The organism is Blautia sp. HCN-1074 (genome assembly GCF_037890165.1).
GTDB lineage: Bacteria > Bacillota > Clostridia > Lachnospirales > Lachnospiraceae > Blautia_A.
Map to the genome: position 1 here is coordinate 16,070 of NZ_JBBKBP010000024.1, position 20,790 is coordinate 36,859.

The window sequence follows — 20,790 nt, forward strand, 5'->3', positions numbered from 1 at the left end:
TACCGGTCTGTTTTCCGGCTTGATAGAACAGATATTTGTAATCCGTCTTGCTGTCCGTTACCCGAATCTTTTCTCTGCAGATTCATAAAAAATTTTTCTGATTTATAGCAATTTTATAGAATACTACAATTGTTATAATCACAGATATCCGCCTGATTCCGGTCACATACAGCAACTATTTCTTATTATGAAAAATTCCTGCTATTTTAATTCCTGTTCCAGGAAATAAAAGCGGAACGATTCCTGCCACAAAATGGAAACATGGTGCAACGATCGCAACGACCACCCACAGCATCTGTAGCAGCATTCTCTGAGAATAACTTGCTTTAATTCTCATCCTCGCTGTGTCTTCATCTGTCGCTGCCGCAGCCTTCTGTACTGCCAGTCCCATGAAAAAGAAATTCAGGACTGCCACACATCCTCCGACTGCACCTCCAAGAAATACCGTATAATCAAGTGGTACTTTCTGAGGCATAAATCCATGCATTACTCCAAATATGATCCACATCAGTATCAATCCGATTCCTGTGATAGCTGCAACCCTTTGTGTTTCTTTCTTCACAGCCGGCTGGACATTATCCATTACACTGCTCATATAAATCTCCTTCTCATTTCTTATAAATGTCTGTTAAATGATATTTTATTTCTTTTCTTCTTATCTTCTTTCCTCTGCTGTCTGTTAATAGAAAGATAAAATTTATACGCCACTGTCCCGGAACCTCCAAGACCAAAGAAAAAACCGGGGATATACACCCAGCTCCCGACTCCCGTCTTCGAAACAATGAGCCAGCAAACTGCCAGGCATATCAGAATCGGTGTTATGAGAGACAGTCCAAGTTGCGACAACATGGTGACATTTCTGATAATCTCTGACCATTGTTTCATCGTCTTCTCCTTTCGTCAATTTTTTCTCTTTTTTCAACCAAATTTATAGTGAAATTGTAGCATATTTATCAAATAAATTCAATGTAATTGTGCGAATTATTCAAATATTTTTTTATATCCAATATTTTTTTGTTATATTTTTATCACGACTGATATATTATATACAATTCCAATATTACCGCCATATCTCATAATTATTTGCTTCAAAGCCATCTCTTTATGCTTTTTGATATGCGGATATATTACGACAGAGATTTCGCCAGAACAATAGACAAATAAAGCCGGATATCTGATAATCAGACACAGGAGCAACGTTTGTCTACTATTTTGTATTATCTCACTCCCCCAAAACGCAATCCAGACTGAATAAATTTTCAGGTCACAAAAAAACACGAAAACAAATATCATCAGAATAATTTCTGATATCCTTTTGCTTTCGTGTTTCGTTTTTTTCTATTCTTTTTATTCTATCTCAGTGTTTTCCTGCTTCTACACTATTATTCCGTATATCTCGTCCCTATACATCATTATTCCGTATAAAGATATGCACTGCTATCCGAATCGTCCACGCTTTCACTGTCTATCCATGCCGGATTCAGAAGCAGATTCTTCTCAATCGTCACGGATTTCTTAGGCGCTGTTGTCTCTGCCGCTGTCCAGATCGTCTGATATCCCATTGCATAAGGCTGCTGGGAAACGCATCCGATTTCTTCACCATTGCGGATTGCTTCCTGCTGTTTCGTCGTAGCATCTACTCCAACTAATGCCGGAGCATCACCCGCATCACTCTTTTCCAGACCAAGGTAAAGCTCTGTAACATCTGCATTTGTACAGAATACACCATCCAATGCCGGATATTTATCAAGAACCTCTTTCATGGCAGTTTCCATATCATCTACCTGATCAGAGTAAATTACTTCTACCACTTCAATATCCCCATACTTCTGGATATTATTCATAAATCCATCCACACGGTCCTGAACACTCTTTGTCTTCTGCTGTGCGGAAAATACAGCAACCTTTCCCATCTTTCCAAGTGCGCTTCCAAGCTGATAAGCAGCCATCTTTCCCACCTGCACGTTATCGGTTCCTCTGTATGCCTTTACCAGTTTCTTCTCAGATACATTGGAGTCAAATGCAACAACCGGAATTTCATTCTCTTTCGCAGCTTCAAGCTGTGCCTGGCAGGAATCCATATCACTTGCTGAAATACAAAGAACATCCGGATTCTCCGCAATAACAGCATCTATTGTATTAATCTGGCTCTCAACATCTTCTTCATTATCCGGGCCCTCGAAAGTCATTGTGATCTGATCATCTTTCTTAAATCCATATGCATCGTTGATTGCCTTAACAGCATCTTCCATGCCCTTCTTAACCATCTTCCAGTATTCGCCCTTGACAGATTTACTCACCACCGCTATTCTGGATCCGGCTTCAATCTTTACATCAGTATCAATCTCCGGAATAAGCGGACTCTCATCCTGTTCATCCACCGCTTCTGCTTCTGAATCAGATTCCTCGATAGCGTCTGCCACTAATGGCTGAATTGTCTCCTCCACTTCTGCCTTGCTGCATCCTGTCAGCATAGTCAGCCCTGTCATCAAACTTATCGCTGCTACCACTGCTCTTTTCATTTTGATCTCCTCTTCCTTCAATGGTAAACTAATGAAGATTGCTGAAACCGCAATGCAGCACAACAATCCATAAATATCAGGTTATTCATAAAACAACTCTGCCCCAAACTCATGGGCATATTTCTTCCTACATTATACACATTTTACAGAATTCGTCCAGAGATTTTACACATTTTTCACCTTTGTTTCACACATCATCCAGGAATCTTATTTCATTCCATCCCTCAAACGCACTTCCGGCAGGCTTTACCCAAAATTCCAACTTCTTTTTCGTAACAGGATGCTGAAATCCCAGCCTTGCAGCGCAAAGCGCCAGCGGTTCCTGACCACTCTGCCGTGGATTATACTTTCTATCACCAACAAGCGGCATCCCGGCATGTGACATCTGCACACGAATCTGATGGTGTCTGCCAGTATCCAGACATATCTGTACCAGACTTCTCACTTTTCCATCCTGCTCAGTTCCCTCTTCTTCAATTCTCTTCGTCTCCAGTACTTCATAAGACAGCACTGCCTTCTTCGCCCCAACAGTCCCCGCTGCAACAACCGCCGAACTGTTGGTTCTGTTATCTTTCTTCAGCCAATCCTCCAGAATTGCCTTCTCTGCCTTTATCTCACCCTCTGTCACTGCCAGATAAATCTTCTTTATCTTTCCCGACGTCATCTGCCTGTTCAACTCTGCCGCCGACTTAGCATTCAGTGCAAACACCAGAACACCCTCCACCGGCTGATCCAAACGATGAACGATTCCAAGATATGGCATCCTTCCCGGAGCTTTCTGTGCAATATAATTCTTCAGCATACTCTCCATATCCATACTTCCAACCCGTGCACTCTGAACCGCAATCCCCGCCGGCTTATGACACACCAGAATATCTCTGTCTTCATATAATATATAATCTCTGATATCTTTTATCCACATAAAAAAACTCTCCTTTTCATGGAGAGTATAACTTAATTTCATAATTTACGCAATCTGCACGTCAAAAACGGTCATCACTTTTTACTTTTCTCAATTTCAAAAATGATGACCGTTTCAATGTTCTTCGTTATTCAATTTATTTTCCTCTTAGTATTCTTTCTATAACAATATTTATTTACAGATTACTTTATGGGTTTCACTATTTAGTTTTTCTATATCTGAATTCTTATCCTCTTTCCTGCTCATAATTCATATGGCTACTTATAATCTGATTCGCCTCTGCTTTCTTCGATATCAGTTACTTCACTCATCTGAAACTACTTAGAAAGTTCTATAGATTTTAAATTATAATTTCACGTATTATAATTTACTATTTCTGAAATATCGGATACACTTTTTCATCAACGATTCGTGTTAAGCAATCATAAACTTAACTTCTTAAATTCACAACTGTTTAATTCCCTTATGTGCGTTTCATACTTTCTTTGAACATTAATGGCAGATGTTCTAAGCTTTATGTAAAATATCACTTGAAAAAGTACCTTAATATTTCTCTTCTGATATCTTTGTATACTTACTATGTATTCGATATCCTTCTGATGCAAAGCTTCAATCCATATCCCTAAACTTCTGATATGCATTTCAAAATATCGTTCTTACCTTCAATTTCTCTGTTCCCTGGAACTCCTCTTCCCGGCTAACTATTGAGATAAGGGTTATACTCTCTCGATAAATATTTCTTTACACATTTATCAAAATCCTTGTATCAGGTCTGTGACAGATATTCAATATAAGTTATCGCTTCTATAATACCCTAGATACAAACTCTTTTTCCCTTACTAAACTGTGCGTATATTTAATATAAGGAAAACACTCTCATTTACAATTCTATGTACCAGGTCTTTCTTGCAGGAAATGCGATACCCGCCACTCTTATATTGATAAGTTTATAACTTCTTTCCCAATGGAATCACCTGAACCTTTCTCTTATTTTTCATCCTTTCCATTGTAACATTTATATATACTATGAATTGAATGAATTTCTTTAATTATTTATTCTGTTTGCTGTTCTCTTTTGATGTCATTATAATACCACCCTGGTTCCTATTTGTCAATACATTTTTATATTTAATTTCATTATTTTTGTTCTATTATTATATTATTTGTATAAATTTCATAATATTTATATTCATTATATAATTTTCAGACTTTTCTTCTTACTACATTATACCCATACCACTCAAACAGACATCCTCAATCAAAGCAATAGGCTCACTTAATTCAGCTACATCCAAAATTATAATTTCGCATATCCCTTCCTTATAATTTCCCAAAGTCCCTCCCAAAAACAACCTTCCAATACATTCAATATAAACCATAACTATTGGCAACGCCTTACCTAACTCACCTCCAAAAAGCCGCGCAGCAGTCTTTTCATTATTACACATTGAAAACACCAGCGCGAAAATAAAATGGTTTCAAACGCATTTGCAGGAATCGTAGTAACTCTTAGTGCCCAGAGATCTGCGTTATCAAAAAATATGGCACGTGTCTGAGCGAAGCGAGTTTGCCATATTTTTTGATGCTTTTAGCAGATCTATGGACACTTAGAGTTACTAGATCCCGAAACCGCGTTTGAAACCATTTTATTTTCGCGCGTCCCTCCAATACAAAAGAATGCAGCTGCCTCCCCAGGAGGCCAGCTGCATTCCCGCTTTCCATTACTTTCTATTATAATTAATCAGACAACCTTTAAGAATAATCTCACGTTCATCATCCGTAAGCTCCCCAAGAGCCACCTCAAACTCCTTCAGACCATTCTCACCCACAACAAATCCTCTAATCACATCATTCTTCTCTTCCACAGCTTTACGAATCTCCGGGAAGAACAGATAATCTCCATTCGCAAATGGCAGCTCACCCTCCTTAATCAGAAATGGAAGCATACCCCAGTTGATAAGATTGGAACGATATCTCTTAGTAGCATACTCATTAGCGATATTTGCCCATCCGCCAAGCACCTTCTGACAAGAAGCCGCCTGCTCACGTGCAGAACCATCTCCCGGTTTCACCGCAAAGATCGTACTTCCAACACCAAGGTTCTCTTTACTTACATTCGGATAATCCTTCTTAATCACATCCATAACAGGCTTCATCTCCGGCACTGCCTCAACCGGACATTTGCCCTCTTCGATAGCTTTCTGTGCTTTCTGCACTTCTTTAGCACGTCCCACATAAGCCGGATCCTTTCTGGAAAGTGTAAACTCTGCCAGTCCAAGCGGATTGGAACGATAAGAAGAAGTCTCACCGGACGGAATCAGCTCGTCAGTTGTAGTAACCGGATCATGAATCTCAGAAACAACTTTCACGATCAGATTCTCCGGAAGCGCTGACATCTTTGGCCAGTCCTTAATATTCGGACCAAACTGGATTTCTACACTTGGATCAGCCACGCCCTTGCTGTCGAATACACGATTCTCATAAATTGTCTTATCAAAGAAATATTTCTGACCTGTATAACCACCGGTATAATCTTCTGCAGAAGTCAGGAAACCTTTATTTGCTGCTGTTGCCGCAATAGAACGCGCATCCATAAGTGCAACAGAAGAAATCTGACCATTCTGAATCTTGGAACCTTCACGATTCGGGAAGTTTCTGGTTGTATGGCGGATACTAAATGCATTATTTGCAGGAGTATCACCGGCACCGAAACACGGACCACAGAAAGCAGTTTTTACAACAGCACCTGTTGCAAGAAGTTCAGCCAGAACGCCATTCTTAGCCAGCTCCATATAAATCGGAGTACTTGCCGGATAAACACTTAATGTAAATGCATCTGCACCAATGCTCTTGCCTTTAAGGATATCAGCTGCTGCACAGATATTCTCAAAACCGCCACCGGCACATCCGGCAATAATTCCCTGCTCTACATAAAGCTTGCCATCTACTACTTTATCTCTTAATGTATAAGGAACTTTTCCGTCCAGACTGATCTGTGCTTTCTTCTCAACATCTGCAAGAATATCATCCAGATTTGCTTTCAGTTCATCAATTGTATAAGTATTGCTTGGATGGAACGGCATTGCGATCATTGGTTTGATCTCGCTAAGGTCGATTTCCACGCAGCCATCATAGTAAGCAGTTTCGCCTGGTTTCAGTTCTTTGTAATCTTCGCTTCTTCCATGAATCTCATAGAATTCCTGAATCTTCTCATCTGTCTGCCAGATAGAGGAAAGACAGGTAGTCTCTGTTGTCATTACATCCACACCGATACGGAAATCAGCACTTAAATTAGCAACACCAGGTCCGACAAATTCCATAACTTTATTCTTCACATAGCCATTCGCAAATACTTTTCCGATAATTGCAAGGGCAACGTCCTGAGGACCTACGCCCGGACGAGGAGAACCTGTAAGATAGATTGCCACTACTCCCGGCATATTGATATCATAAGTCTGGGAAAGAAGCTGCTTAACAAGCTCCGGTCCGCCTTCTCCCATTGCCATAGTTCCCAGAGCACCGTAACGGGTATGACTGTCGGAACCGAGGATCATTTTACCGCCTGCTGCAAGCATTTCTCTTGCAAACTGATGGATAACTGCCTGATGAGGCGGTACATATACGCCGCCATATTTCTTGGCACAGGTAAGTCCAAACATATGGTCATCTTCATTAATGGTTCCACCTACTGCACAGAGAGAGTTATGACAGTTGGTCAGGACATATGGCACCGGGAACTTCTCAAGTCCTGAAGCGCGGGCTGTCTGAATAATACCAACAAAAGTGATATCATGGGAAGTCAGTTTATCGAATTTGATCTGAAGCTTCTCCATATTTCCGGAAGTATTGTGTGCTTCCAGAATTGAATAGGCAATGGTATTCTTCGCTGCGTCCTCTTTGGAAACAGGAACATCTGCCTGATTCTCCGGAACAATCTTCTGACCATTCAATAAATATACACCGGTATCGTATAATTTCATAATGTATCCTCCATTCTGTTTTTTTGTGCCATGTACACTTTGACACGCTAATTTATGGAAATTTAAAGTTAATTATAGTGTATTCCTATTGAATAATCAAGCCTGTGACGATAAGTATTTTCTTAAAAACAAACTCTGTAGGCATTTTTTAATCTGTTTCCTGACCTGTAAAATGTAAAATAATCTGAGATAAAAATATTTCAAGACAAAGAAATCCCCCGGAAAGTAAGGAGTCACACACCTTCCAGGGGATTCTTGGCTAAATCATAAGAGGTATTGGCATTACCAACTGTACAGTGTCCAATGGTAATCAGCCTTTAACAGCTCCGGATACCATACCTTTGATAATTTCTTTACTGAATGCGAAGTAGAGAACAACAACCGGCGCCATCGTGATCAGCATGGCTGCCATCTGCTTCGGATAGTCAGATGCAAACTGTCCTTTGAACTGTGTCAGTGCAAGCGGTACGGTCTGCAGACTTACGTCTTTCAGCAATACCAATGCGAAAGAGAATTCATTCCAGCAGCTGAACACCTGAATGATTGCTACTGTTGTAAGGATTGGACGGCAGATAGGAAGAATAATCGTCCATAATGTATGGGTGAAGTTACTTCCATCGATTGCCGCTGCTTCTTCCAGTGAAACCGGAATTGTTTTTACATAACCTTCTACCAGAAAGATTCCCATTGGAAGACCGAAGGAAACATATGGCAGAAGCAGTGTAAACCATCTGTTGTTGATTCCACATCTCTGGAATACAACATAAATCGGAACCAGAAGGGAATGAATCGGAATCAGCATACCCATCAGGAACATTACATATAACACACGGTTCAGTTTGAAATGAACACGTGCAAGGATATATCCAACGATAAAGCTGAACAGAATGATCAGGATAATGGAAAGTCCTGTTGTTCTGACACTGTTCATCATGGACTGTCCCAGATGATAATCCTTATTGCTGAGAATCTTTATGTAGTTGATCAATGATGGATTTTTCGGCAGGCCCATGATATCCGCATTAAATACTCGTTTCTCTTTCAGAGAAGAATATACCATCCATACGATCGGGAAAATACAGGACAGGGAGAAAATGATAAGGATCACATTCATGATCACTGCCGCAATCCCGTTTCTCACTTTATGAGTTTTAGGTACGTTCTTATTCATAATCTTATGCCTCCTTTCCCCTTGTCAGATATTTGATAAGTTCCTGTGAACCTCCGATTACCACGAGAGACAATACGAAGATCGCTACAGAAATACAGCTACCATATCCCATGTTACTCTGATTAAAGGATACCTGATATCCATACATTGCCATAACCATGGATGCTGTACCAGGACCACCTTTTGTCATAACATAAATGTTATCGAAAGCTTTCATATTACCGGCCACGCAGAGGGTAATACATACAAGCATTGTGTTCTTGATCAATGGCAGAGTAATGTACCATGCTGTCTGGATTCCATTTGCTCCGTCAATCTGTGCACTTTCAAAAATTTCTGAGTCAATTGATGAAATAGCAGAAAGAATAATTACCATATAATATCCAATGAACTGCCAAATCAGAGGAATCGTTACACAAAGCATAACAATATCAGAATTATTCAGCCATACCTGACAGAGATCCGGTCTTCCGATTGCTCTTAAGAACCAGTTGATCAGACCATATTTATTGTGGTAGATCATGTTCCAGATCAAACCAATACATACTGCTGCGATCGTACTTGGGAAGAAACCGAATGTACGATGCATTCCTTTTAATTTAGTGGATTTGGCATTTACCATAAGAACAAGGATAAATGCGATACCAATCTGTCCGATGATACATGCAATTACCAGATAAAGGTTATGTCCAAAAGACTGCCAGAATGTAGAATCATGAACCAATTGGACGTAGTTAGCAAGTCCGTTAAATGTTTTCTGAGGGCCGCCTTTCCACTCAAAAAAGCTGTAAACCAGCGCAGTTACCAATGGAACAAATACTGTAAATACAAACATTAAAACGGGAACAAGCAAATATAAAATAAGCGTTTTCTTTTTGGGCTTAATTGTTGTCAACATATGCTGTACCTCTCTTTCCTGAAAATCCCTATATACTATTACAGAAAAGTCAGCCCATTCATATAATAGTATTCTGTCATTACCGATCACCTAATGAACAGTAATACAAAACCGTTCCGCCCACCACAGTGGGCAGAACGGTTACTTTTTCATTGCATCCGCAACCGAAGCATGATTCCTCTTCGATTCGAATCAGATATTAATAGTTCTCTTCGTATGCTTTCTGAGCGTTTTCAGCTACTTCTTCAGGTGTCATTTCACCATTCATCATAGTCTGAAGATCTGTGTTAAGAACATCCCATACTGCACTGTTGATGTAGGAGTCATAAATCTCGCATTTTGTTGTATCAACATATGAGTAGTTGTAGAAATCCTGTGTGATCTGGTCAAATTTGCCCAGGTCAACATCGTCTGTCTTTGTTAATCCGCCGAGTGCATAGTTCTCTGCTACATATGTAGAGAATGCAGGTCCTGTAACTTCCTGTGCAAGGTCGATAGCTGCTGCTAATTTATCAGGATCATCTGCAACCTTAGAATTGATTGCTACAGCGTATCCAAGACCGATATTCTGGGAATCCGGATCTTCTGTTGCATCTGCAGGCTGTGGAAGAACTGCAAATCCGATGTTGTTGAATTTCTCTTCATCGCTGTCTTTCAGAGTTGCTGCAATGTAGGATTCATCCCAGTTACCACCGATGAATGCTGCTGCATCACCAGAGATATAGTATTCACGTGCATCTTCGTTTGTCACTGAGTTGTAATCTTCGTTGAAGATATCTGTTTCTGTAAACAGGTGCTGTGTTTCTGCCAGAGCTTTTACAAACGCTTCATCTGTAAATGCTGCGCCGCTCTTGTCAATCAGGCTCTGGAACCAGTCTTTACCTGTGTATCTGTCACCAAGTGTAGAAAGGAAGTCACTGTTTGCCTGCCATTTTCCACCATTACCAAATGCTACAGTGTCGATTCCCTGCTCTTTGAAGTATTCGGAAGCTTTCTCAACATCTTCCCATGTTGATGGGAACTGATCGTATCCAGCCTCTTTCCACATTGCTTTGTCATAGATAACTACTGTACAGGTACCACCTGTCAGTACAGGGAAGCCGTAAATCTTGTCGCCATCTTTGAATGGTGTAAAGTAATCCTGATCATACTGATCATAATATGGAGAAGCTTTAATGGTATCTGTCAAGTCCATGACCAGTCCCTGCTCAGCCCATGCCTTTGTATTCATACCCTGAAGAAGGAATACATCCGGAAGGTTGTCAGCTGCTGCAAGAGTAGCAATCTGTGTTTTGTATTCTGCGTTTGCAAGAACGTTCTCGTTTAAGTTGATGTCCGGATGAGCATCATTCCATGCTGCTAATACTGTACGGAATCCATCGGAACCACCATTTCCTTCAGATTCTTCGGATGTGGAGTAATGCATGATTTCCAGATCTCCCTTGTAAGCAAGATCAGACTGGGCAACGTCTGTTGCTGCGCTTGCCACAGATGCTCCCATCATAGATGATACTGTTGCTGCTGCCAGTGCAATTGCCATTACTTTTTTCTTCATTGTGTGTCCTCCTTTAATAATAAATAAATGACTTCGTACCCTTTGGTGTGTGGTGTTTCTTACGCTTATACTTTCGAAACACATTTTTCGATTAAGCTTTGTTTGATTTCGCTCTACTTAATCGTTTTCTTTCCTTTATTAAACAGCATATCATCCAATTTGTCAATGGGATTTTTACTTAAATTATGCTTTTCGTATAGATTGTATTATATTTAAGCTTTTGTATTGTGTATTTTTACTCAAATCGTTTTCGTCGCACATTACCATATACCTCTATTTTTCGACATTTTCAATATTTCTGACTAATTTTCAATTTTTAAACGTAAACGTTTTCGTTAATATTCCGACACCGGCTCCCAGATTTCTTCCATATTTTGTTTTCCTTTACTTCCGATTCCAAATCCGCTATACTAGTGTACCGACAAGTTGATTTTTGAAACAATCTTGCAGGATAAATTTTCTTATTTCAAGGCGGAGGAGAGAGGCGTAGCGGTGGCTACGGCGACCGACGACAACGCGGAAATAAGAAATTTAGACGTAAGATTGTTCAAGAAATCAACTTGTTGGTACACTAGTACAGCGAATATTAAGTAACTGCTTCGCAGTTTATCAGGAGGATATATAATGTTTCGTTTATGGGGAAAAATCTGGAAAGATAACCATTTGTTAAAAGACACTGTAATTTGTGATGATTCAGAAGATACCAGGACTCATAAGATTTTCCGGGGACTGGAAAGTATCTGCTATGAAATGGATCTGGGCAATCCGATCTGGCTGGAGTCTACCATCAAACATTTTAAGAAACATGGAAAGGCAAGATTTTATCAGGATAATTTTATAGAACAGATTGATTTTGACTACCTGGAGATTCAGGTAATTGAAGAAGACGACGATTATTAATTTATTTTATCTGCCTGTTCTGCCATGAAATATTCATGGAATTACTATAGACATCTCATGGCAGTTCTGCAGATAAATTTTTCGTAACTGCTCAATACCTTAACAGTTTCTATATTTTTTCACATGTGTTTTTTCTATTCCATAAATTCTCTTATGATTTCTCTCATTATCTCTTCCTCTTCCGGCGTAAGCATCCGGCTGAAATGACTTCCGGCTGCGGCTGTCTGACGGATACTCTCCGCAATATGATCTATGATTTCTTCCTTTGCAGCTTCGTTTGGTTTCTTTTCCGCCGGAACTTCTTCAACCCAGGTTCTGACATGTTCCACATAATCAGAAAGCGTATTCATAAGAAGTTCTTCCTTGTACGTAAAATCCAGTGCCTGTCTTAGCAAAAGCAGCGCTGCAGGGATGATCGCACCCACATACAGATATGCCAGCGGCATACCATCCCATTCTCCATTTCCCGAATAGAGAAAAAAAACCGCTCCCAAAAGCGCAGTACAAAAAAGTGACGGATACCATACAAGCCGGTTCATGCGGTTTAACAGCTTGTCTCTTGTTTTCCACAGGTTCATCCATTTCTCTTTGAGATTTGTTCTTGTCTCTGTATTTTTTCTTATCAGTCTTCGGTATGTAAGATGTGTTGCCAGCATCCCCAGTGCGCCCAGTCCGCCCAATACCACCATGGCGTAAAGCAGGAGATGCAGATCCATGATTTTCTCCAGCATAACATCCTCCTGATTCCGGCAGTTCCCGGTATTGCTTATTATTTCCTGCAATAAGAATAAGAGAAACTTACCTAGATCGATTAAACTGATAGAATTATTATACTGCGGACAACCATGTCAGGAAACAAAAATCGTTCATCAAATTCTTCCATAAAAAAACAGAATCCCCTCTTTGTGTATCAGAGTATGTTTAAAAACTTTTTGCAAACATGCTCTGGCACATAAAAAAGAAGATTCTGTTTCTTTACTGTTCCTTTATTATGATGTCAGGATCAAAAGATCTGTTAAATATTCGGAACCCGCTGATTTACATATTCTGCAATTTCCCGACTACTTCTTCAAATTTCATAAAGTGAGAAGCTTTTACAAGAATGGTATCTCCATTCTGTACAATTTTTTTCAGATCTGCAAGCAGGCTTTCTCTGTCCGGTTCATAAATTACTTTCAGTTCCGGATTGGTCTGCTGTGCTTTCTCTGCCATCTTTTTACAAAGATTTCCGGTACAGATAAGCACATCAATATCGCATTTGCCGGCATGCTCGCCCACTTCTTCGTGAAGCTGTACTTCATTCTCACCAAGTTCACCCATATCGCCAAGAACCGCAACTCTTCGTCCTGCTCCATCCTGAAGAACATCCAGGGATGCTTTCATGGACATTGGATTTGCATTATAGCAGTCATCCACAATCAGGAATTTGTCCGTCTCAATCATTCTGAAACGGCCGCTGATTGGCTCAAGACTCTCGATTCCGGTTTTAATCTGCTCAGTTGTCAGCCCATAAATATTTCCGACTGCTGCTGCCGCCAGCGCATTATATACCATATGACGTCCCGGCATTGGGATATCTACTTTAAATGCAGTGTCTCCCATGTGGATCATACAGGTCATTCCTTTTAAGCCTCTGCTTACGATTTCATCCCCATAAACCTGACAGTCTTTGTCCATCCCAAAGAATACAGGTTTAATTTCTTCATGGCCTTTGACTGTGGCAAGTTTATCATCATCGCCATTTAATACGATATGTCCGTCTGATCTCAGGAACTTGAAAATCTCTGTCTTCGCCTTGAGAACGCCGTCTCTGTCTCCCAGGTTTTCCAGATGACATGTTCCGATATTGGTGATTACGCAGGTATCCGGTCTTGCGATCTTTGCAAGTCTGGTCATTTCTCCGAAATCACTGATTCCCATCTCAAGAACTGCCATCTCATCTTCGTCGCGAAGCCGGAAAACAGTGAGCGGCAGACCAAGTTCATTATTAAAGTTTCCCTGTGTTTTCAGTGTGCGGTATTTCTGACTCAGCACAGAAGCAATCACCTCTTTTGTACTCGTCTTTCCTACACTTCCTGTGATTCCCACAACAGGAATCTGAAGCTGTTTCAGATAAAATTCCGCAATATCTTTTACTGCCTGTAATGAGGATTCCACTACAATGTATGGAAAATCTGCGTCCTCAAGTACTCGCTCTGACAAAGTTGCCAGTGCTCCTGCTGCCATTACCTGTGGAATAAATTTATGTGCATCCACACGCTCTCCCACGATAGGCACAAACAGACATCCGTTCTCTGCTTTTCTACTGTCTGTAATGATTGATGTTACCTCTTCCTGCAGTTTATCTGCAGAACCATAGTAAGTACCGCCGCAAACCTGTGCGATATTTTCCAGAGTTAAATTCTTCATAATCTTTTTTATTTCTTCTTTCCTGTTATCATAATATACTGAATTACTGTTCATTCCGTTCTCAGTAACGCAGTCAAAATTTCAGATTGCCTGCGGCAATGGAGTTTTTGCCTTTTCATGCCGCAGCCCGTATTAATTATTTGTATTTCTTCATGGATACTTCAATCAGTTTCTCACATAACGTCGGATAGTCGATTCCCAGGACTTTCGCTTCCTGAGGAATCAGGCTGGTCGGGGTCATTCCCGGAAGTGTGTTTGCCTCAAGGCAATACATATCTCCATTTTCCTTCATCATGAAGTCAAGACGGCAGTAGCCTTCCATAAATAATGCCTTTGCCCCTGCTTCTGCGTAGTGCTGCATTTTCTCTGTGAGTTCCGTTGAAATCTCAGCCGGACAGGTTTCAATCGTTGATCCTGCCTGATATTTATTCTTATAATCATAGAAGCCCTGTATCGGAGCAATCTCAATGATTGGATATGCCTTGCCGTCTACAACTGCTACTGAGAACTCACGGCCTTTGATGTATTCTTCTATTACGACTTCATCCTCGTAGGAATATGCGTCTTTCAGAGCCTGCTCATATTCTGTCTGGTCATTTGCAATATAAACACCTACACTTGAACCACCACAGCAGGTTTTTACAACTACAGGGAATTCCATTTCAAATGCACTCAGGTCTGTAGTCATTTCCTCTTTCGTCATAGATACTCCGCGTGGTGTCGGCACATTGTTCACAAGGAACATCTGCTTTGTAATTCCCTTATCCATTGCCATGGCGCTGCTTAAATATCCGGTTCCTGTATATTTGATTCCCATCAGGTCAAAAGTTGCCTGTACTTTTCCATCTTCTCCGTTTGCTCCGTGAAGTCCAAGGAAAACGATATCTGCTTCTTCACAGAGTTTCAGAATATTCGGTCCGAAAAAGCTTCTTCTTTCCTTCTTCATCTGCTCGATTTTATCATTAAATGTTGACATATATTCAGATGCCGCATCAACATCATATTCTGCCGGGAATGGATCTTCCCAGTTTACATTCTCAACACCACAGAAAATATCTACAAGGATAGCCTGATGCCCTTTCTGGCGTAATGCCTTACAAATTCCTGTTCCTGATGTAATGGAGACAGTACGTTCTGTACTTGTTCCTCCCGCTAATACTACGATTTTCATTTCTCTTCTCCTTTATTCATAAATCACAACTGGTGTATTCTTCTCAACATTGCTGTATATGATCTGTACCTGATCTGACGGTGCACAGATACTTCCATGTGTTCCCTCGAATTCATAAAGCTGTTCTCCGAAAGCCGTTCTCCATGGAGCATCATTGATTCCAAGATTTCCGTTAAATGGAATCCAGTAATTTACTGCTGAAGGATAATCTTCTCCGTTTACGGTACATCCGCTCTTTATCTCACCTACTGTATAGCAGCCTGTCGGTGTTGCACAGTTTGGCACAAACGGATTTCCGGATACGATCTGCGCATCCGCAGTAGGTATTCCATCTTTATAGAATACCATTCTCTGGGCAGTCAGGTCAATCTCTATATAAGTATATCCGATATCATTTGTCTTTCGTACCAGACCTTCATGAGAATATATCGGCTCTCTGACCTGGGTTTCTCCATTCTGAATCAGGCTAAGCAGTTCTTTTGTTTCTGCTTTCTGGTCGATCTTCCAGCCATAGTCACCTCCGCCGACAGAAATCTCACGACCATCATATGTATTAAATGTCCGTTCGGTTCCAACGGTATCATATTTTGCCGCCAGTTCACTGATATACGCTTCTATCTGATTTTTGTCAAGTGTGTAAAGACCATTTTCGTCTGTTGTCAGCCAGTTTTTAATTACTTCTTTATCTACTGTCTCTGTTCGGTCATCAAAATCATAGGTAACAACTACGTCTGTAAGTTTATTTATCAGCTCACAGTTCCTGACCAGAGTCTCATCATTTTGGTAGACTGCAGGTTCTTTGTAACAGCCATCTGCTTCCAGATCGATCGGGGTTCTTCCTGTGACAAGGGCATTTATGATATCCTGGCTGGTTTCTTCTGTCTTCAGGGCATTTCCCTGTTCTTCAGGAACAATCTCAAATTTATCGTTTTTCTCTTCGATATGAGCATCTAACGGTTCTGTTGTGTTCTCCGGCTGCATACATTTGAGGTTCGATATAGCTGTGTTTACTTTCTGCTCATCATATTTAACAGATGATGCGATTTCATAATTTTTGTGCTGATTAAAGGCAAGAAACCAGGTAAAACGAGCCTGTTTCTTAATCAGGTTATCCACGCTTCCATCTGACTCATAGGAAAGTCCTGCTGCTTCTGCTGTAATACTCTCCTGGCCGTTGTTTCTGGTATTAATCGTAAGGACGTAAGCTTCTGTTTTCTTTGTAAGCAGTTCTTCGGATTCTTTTACTGTCATGTAAGAGCAGTTGAATCCATTCACCATTGAGCCCGGTAAAAAATGTTCTGTAAAATAGTAAACACCGTAACCATATACTCCGGCGGTCAGCAGGAGTAAAATTACGATCAGAGTGATCATGATCTTCTTTCTGGCGCTCATAACATTCCCCTTTCAAACTTATTTATAAACAGCAACCGCCCGGCAAATGATTATGCCGGGCAGTTTTAGTATACATTATTTATCCTGAAAGTAAAATACAGTTTATTCTGTTTTAAGCGTTCTCCAGTAATTTCTCTACACTTGTGAGTTTTACACAGAGTACAAATACTTCTGCTGCTTTTCCAAGGTCTTCCAGTGTCGGGAAGCTTGGCGCGATACGGATATTGGAATCTTTCGGGTCTTTTCCGTATGGATATGTTGCTCCGGCACCTGTAAGCACAACGCCTGCTTCTTTTGCTTTGGCAACGATTGCTTTTGCGCATCCTTCCATGGAGTCAAAGGAGATGAAGTATCCGCCATGTGGTTTTGTCCACTCACCGATTCCAAGGCCGCCGAGTTCTTTCTCTAATGTATCAAGAACCAGTTCGAATTTCGGACGGATGATTGCTGCATGTTTTCTCATATGTGCATGAAGTCCGTCAAGGTCTTTGAAAAATTTTACGTGACGTAACTGGTTTAATTTATCATGACCGATTGTCTGGATCTGCATGTAGCTGCGGAAATCTTCCAGGTTTGCTTTGGAAGCGGCTACTGCTGCGATACCGGATCCTGGGAAGCTTACCTTTGATGTTGATGTAAATTTGTATACAATATCAGGATTTCCGGCTTTTGTACATTCCTCAAGGATCTCTACGAGGAAGTCCTGGTTCTCATCATAGAGATGATGGATGCTGTATGCGTTATCCCAGTAAATACGGAAGTCAGGTGCTGCCGGTTTCAGTCTTGCGAAACGTTCTACTGTTTCTTTGGAGTATGTGTAGCCCTGTGGATTAGAGTATTTCGGTACACACCAGATACCTTTGATTGCTGCATCTTCGCTGACAAGTTTCTCTACCATATCCATGTCCGGACCCTGTGGTGTCATTGGTACGTTGATCATTTCGATTCCGAAGAATTCTGTGATTTTGAAATGACGGTCGTATCCTGGTACAGGACAGAGGAATTTTACTTTGTCAAGTTTACACCATGGTGTATTTCCCATTACGCCGTGAGTCATGGAACGTGCGATGCTGTCGAACATTACGTTAAGGCTGGAGTTTCCGTAGATGATGATGTGGTCAGGATCTACTTCGGACATTTCGCCAAGGAGACGTTTTGCTTCCGGAATACCGTCGATCACACCGTAGTTACGGCAGTCTACACCTGTTTCACATTTGAGGTCTGAGTCGCTGCTTAATACGTCCATTAATCCCATGGAAAGATCAAGCTGATCGGCTGCCGGCTTACCACGTGACATGTCGAGGGCAAGTCCCTGTGCTTTGATGTCTGCGTATTCTTTATCCAGCTGTGCTTTGAGTGCAAGCAGTTCTTCTCTGCTCATGTCGCTGTATTTTTTCATAATATTCCTCCTTGTTCTGCCATGGGTGGAAAGGGGTGATTCCGTATACTGCAATCATTTGTTTTTCCTGTGGCAACATTTTTTATGCTTTTTACATTTTAGTATGGTAAAGTTGTGGTTGTCAAGTGTTTTTGGGGAATTGTTAATATTTTACCAAAAACACGGGGAGAATGCTTTCTTGACGAGGGACGCGTGAAGCATATTCTCTTGCCAGGTTCAGTTCCGGGAGCTAAGTAACTCTAAGGTGGGAAAATTCTGCTAAAAGCATGAAGAAAAATGCAAAACTCGCTCCGTTGCAAACTTCGCTCAGACACGTTGCTATTTTTCTTCATAACGCAGAATTTTCCCGCCTAAGAGTTACTAAGCTCCCTCCAAATTCACCTGGCAAGAGAATATGCTTCACGCTGGGAACTGGATGTGGAAGTGATAAAGCGGCTGGGATGTTGTTACGCAGGAAATATAAACCTCCTTGTGCATAGCCCATGGAGTATCACTTAATTTATGCTAATCGCATAAATTCTATGCATTGCAATGCGTGTTACTGAGAACGGAGTGAACAGTAATTTAATTTTAAAGGCAAGGTCGAAATTCATCGAGAGTTTCGGCTTGCCTTTTTGGGTATAACAGCGTATATTAAATTTATAGCATTTCTGGAAATACTATAGTTAGAGCGTGTTCGAAAAATCATTCTCCAAAATTGTGACATGCATCTTGCAAAAAACATTTTTCAAACACTCTCTGGCAGATCTTTTCATTTTCTGAATTATTCCTGTCAGGAATAGTCTGATATCTTTTTACGAATCAAGTAAGTTCCCCGTTTTAACTATGAATATATGCCTGGCTTATCCAAGTGTATAAATACCTTCAAAAATCATATCTTATAAACAAGAGCTGTTTTTCGTTTTTGATACTCTTATCTGAAAGGAGGTTCTTTATGTCTTTGTTGATTCGTGTGTTTATTGTTGTCCTGCTTGCGTTGCTGGCTATTGGGGCTGCCCTGCTGGTTTTGGTGTGTTGGGCGCTGGCGGCGTGTGCGAGCAGGCGTGATTATTATCTGGAAAAAGATTACCAGGATAAAAGTTATCGGGTGAAGTAGAGGAAGTCAGCGCATGGGCGCTGGGTGTTTCCGATCAGTTTGTTCATTACTTTGCCATTGAAGTATAAGGTTGCGGAGCCGCCGCCGTCCAGGTTGTAGGCATAAGTGCAGCCGTAGGATTTGAATATGTTTACCATATCCCAGTGGTTTAAGCCGTTGTAGGTTCCGGTGTCTGTTACAAGGAGAACGTAGTCGTTTGGTTTTACCATTCCTACTGCTGTGCGGGGATAGTATTTCTCTGTTTCTGCCCATGGGAGCTGGGCTTCCCCGTTCTGGATCAGGATAGGGCCGAAGTTGTAGGTGTCTTTTACTCCGGCGGCGAGGAGGTCTTTGCCCATCAAGCCTTGTGCGGGAGTATAAATGGTTCCATCGTTTTTGACTGCCATGACGGAGTAACTGGTCATGTAGTCGCCGTAAATGATTCCGTTTTTGATGCACATACCTAATGGAGATGGTTTTCCTGTGCCGTAGTCAAAGGCGCTGCCATTTACGCCTATTACTCCTCCGTTGGAGGATACTGCGTTGGAAGTGGTCTGGCGCTGGCCACCGTAGGTTCCATTGGAAAGGGCGGATTTCAGCTGTTTGGCGTTGGCTGTTTTTATGTGCGCTACCCAGTAGGATATTCCATGGACTGATTTGCGGGAGAGTTTAATATTTAAGGTGCTGCTTTTGTATGTATAGGTGTTTCCACTCTGGCTGACTGTTGGTTTTGAGTCTGAAGCTTTCACTCGCCGGCCTTTGCTGTTGACATAATAGTTGCCAATCCAGGTATTTGTCGCAAGTACTCCTGTTTTTTTGCTGAAATAGTAATAATATCCGCCTATTTTCTGCCAGCCTTTTGCCATGGTTGAATTGCTGAGGAAATAGTATTTCTTTCCATTTTGGGTAAGCCACTTACCGGCTATGGCAATACCGGAATTATCGAAATAGTAAGTATATTTATCTCCTGTCGCCCAGCGATTGCGGAACATTGCGCCGTTTTTGCGGTTATAATAGTATTTATTTCCGGAGCGTTTCATCCAGCCGGTGAAACGTTTGCCATTGGCTGTGCAGTAGTAATAATATCCTTTGTACTTAAAGGATCCACATATCATTCTGCCTTTTGAATTATAAAAATAATAGGCTCCATTGATCTTCTGCCAGCCGGTTTTCTTCGATGTGATGCTGACTGATGTATTCTGCTGTTTGACATATGTTGCCGCCTGTACAGAAACTGTACGTACCGTGCTACCTGCTGCCACAAATAATACTAATACCAGGAATATAATAAATTTTCTGAGGTTTAATTTTCTTTTCATCCTGCCTCCTGTAATATTTATATTTAGAGTTCTTTTCCTCAATAATTAAAAATTATCGGAACAACGATATAATAATA

General features: G+C 41.0%; 17 protein-coding genes. 2 read left to right on the forward strand and 15 right to left on the reverse strand.

Annotated features, from left to right (window positions below; genetic code table 11):
* Nucleotides 1–175 precede the first annotated feature (175 nt).
* The 9 genes from WKT11_RS16270 to WKT11_RS16310 form a co-directional block, all read right to left on the reverse strand.
* Nucleotides 176–595: a hypothetical protein gene (locus WKT11_RS16270; RefSeq protein ID WP_118137920.1), complete on the reverse strand. Its 420-nt coding sequence runs from the start codon at nt 593–595 to the stop codon at nt 176–178.
* 20 nt (nt 596–615) lie between these two features.
* Nucleotides 616–885, reverse strand: coding sequence for an AtpZ/AtpI family protein (locus tag WKT11_RS16275; protein ID WP_118137922.1), 270 nt, complete (start codon nt 883–885; stop codon nt 616–618).
* A 527-nt stretch (nt 886–1,412) separates the two neighbouring features.
* Nucleotides 1,413–2,522, reverse strand: a complete 1,110-nt coding sequence (locus WKT11_RS16280) for a substrate-binding domain-containing protein (protein WP_118137926.1) — start codon at nt 2,520–2,522, stop codon at nt 1,413–1,415.
* A 187-nt stretch (nt 2,523–2,709) separates the two neighbouring features.
* Nucleotides 2,710–3,444: an RluA family pseudouridine synthase gene (locus WKT11_RS16285; protein WP_340285209.1), complete on the reverse strand. Its 735-nt coding sequence runs from the start codon at nt 3,442–3,444 to the stop codon at nt 2,710–2,712.
* 1,220 nt (nt 3,445–4,664) lie between these two features.
* Entirely contained in the window at nt 4,665–4,892 is a 228-nt protein-coding gene (locus WKT11_RS16290) for a hypothetical protein (protein WP_117674872.1), read from the reverse strand.
* 273 nt (nt 4,893–5,165) lie between these two features.
* Complete coding sequence (locus WKT11_RS16295) at nt 5,166–7,424, reverse strand: hydratase (protein ID WP_118516922.1); 2,259 nt, start codon at nt 7,422–7,424, stop codon at nt 5,166–5,168.
* Between the two features lie 310 nt (nt 7,425–7,734).
* The gene (locus WKT11_RS16300; RefSeq protein ID WP_118516921.1) at nt 7,735–8,595 is read right to left on the reverse strand and encodes a carbohydrate ABC transporter permease; all 861 of its coding nucleotides are present in this window, start codon (nt 8,593–8,595) and stop codon (nt 7,735–7,737) included.
* Nucleotides 8,596–8,599: 4 nt separating this feature from the next.
* Nucleotides 8,600–9,493 (reverse strand): ABC transporter permease subunit, encoded by an 894-nt coding sequence (locus tag WKT11_RS16305; protein ID WP_178414014.1) that lies wholly within the window; start codon nt 9,491–9,493, stop codon nt 8,600–8,602.
* Between the two features lie 199 nt (nt 9,494–9,692).
* Nucleotides 9,693–11,048, reverse strand: coding sequence for an ABC transporter substrate-binding protein (locus tag WKT11_RS16310; RefSeq protein ID WP_117674876.1), 1,356 nt, complete (start codon nt 11,046–11,048; stop codon nt 9,693–9,695).
* A gap of 624 nt (nt 11,049–11,672) precedes the next feature.
* Between WKT11_RS16310 and WKT11_RS16315 the strand changes: the two genes are divergently transcribed.
* Nucleotides 11,673–11,948, forward strand: a complete 276-nt coding sequence (locus WKT11_RS16315) for a hypothetical protein (RefSeq protein ID WP_117674877.1) — start codon at nt 11,673–11,675, stop codon at nt 11,946–11,948.
* Nucleotides 11,949–12,082: 134 nt separating this feature from the next.
* Here the strand turns inward: WKT11_RS16315 and WKT11_RS16320 are convergent, their stop codons facing one another.
* The 5 genes from WKT11_RS16320 to WKT11_RS16340 form a co-directional block, all read right to left on the reverse strand.
* Complete coding sequence (locus WKT11_RS16320) at nt 12,083–12,679, reverse strand: hypothetical protein (protein WP_117844371.1); 597 nt, start codon at nt 12,677–12,679, stop codon at nt 12,083–12,085.
* 307 nt (nt 12,680–12,986) lie between these two features.
* Entirely contained in the window at nt 12,987–14,357 is a 1,371-nt protein-coding gene (locus WKT11_RS16325) for a UDP-N-acetylmuramoyl-tripeptide--D-alanyl-D-alanine ligase (protein WP_340285213.1), read from the reverse strand.
* A 136-nt stretch (nt 14,358–14,493) separates the two neighbouring features.
* The gene (locus WKT11_RS16330; RefSeq protein WP_340285210.1) at nt 14,494–15,528 is read right to left on the reverse strand and encodes a D-alanine--D-alanine ligase family protein; all 1,035 of its coding nucleotides are present in this window, start codon (nt 15,526–15,528) and stop codon (nt 14,494–14,496) included.
* A gap of 12 nt (nt 15,529–15,540) precedes the next feature.
* Nucleotides 15,541–16,920, reverse strand: coding sequence for a L,D-transpeptidase family protein (locus WKT11_RS16335; protein WP_118137932.1), 1,380 nt, complete (start codon nt 16,918–16,920; stop codon nt 15,541–15,543).
* Between the two features lie 112 nt (nt 16,921–17,032).
* Nucleotides 17,033–18,319 carry an aminotransferase gene (locus tag WKT11_RS16340; RefSeq protein WP_117844368.1) on the reverse strand — a complete coding sequence of 429 codons (1,287 nt, stop codon included), beginning with the start codon at nt 18,317–18,319 and terminating at the stop codon, nt 17,033–17,035.
* A gap of 934 nt (nt 18,320–19,253) precedes the next feature.
* Between WKT11_RS16340 and WKT11_RS16345 the strand changes: the two genes are divergently transcribed.
* Nucleotides 19,254–19,415: a hypothetical protein gene (locus WKT11_RS16345; RefSeq protein ID WP_178761628.1), complete on the forward strand. Its 162-nt coding sequence runs from the start codon at nt 19,254–19,256 to the stop codon at nt 19,413–19,415.
* Here the strand turns inward: WKT11_RS16345 and WKT11_RS16350 are convergent.
* Nucleotides 19,400–20,713 (reverse strand): phosphodiester glycosidase family protein, encoded by a 1,314-nt coding sequence (locus WKT11_RS16350; RefSeq protein ID WP_340285211.1) that lies wholly within the window; start codon nt 20,711–20,713, stop codon nt 19,400–19,402. The two genes, WKT11_RS16345 and WKT11_RS16350, sit on opposite strands and share 16 nt — an antisense overlap.
* Between the last annotated feature and the right edge of the window lie 77 nt (nt 20,714–20,790).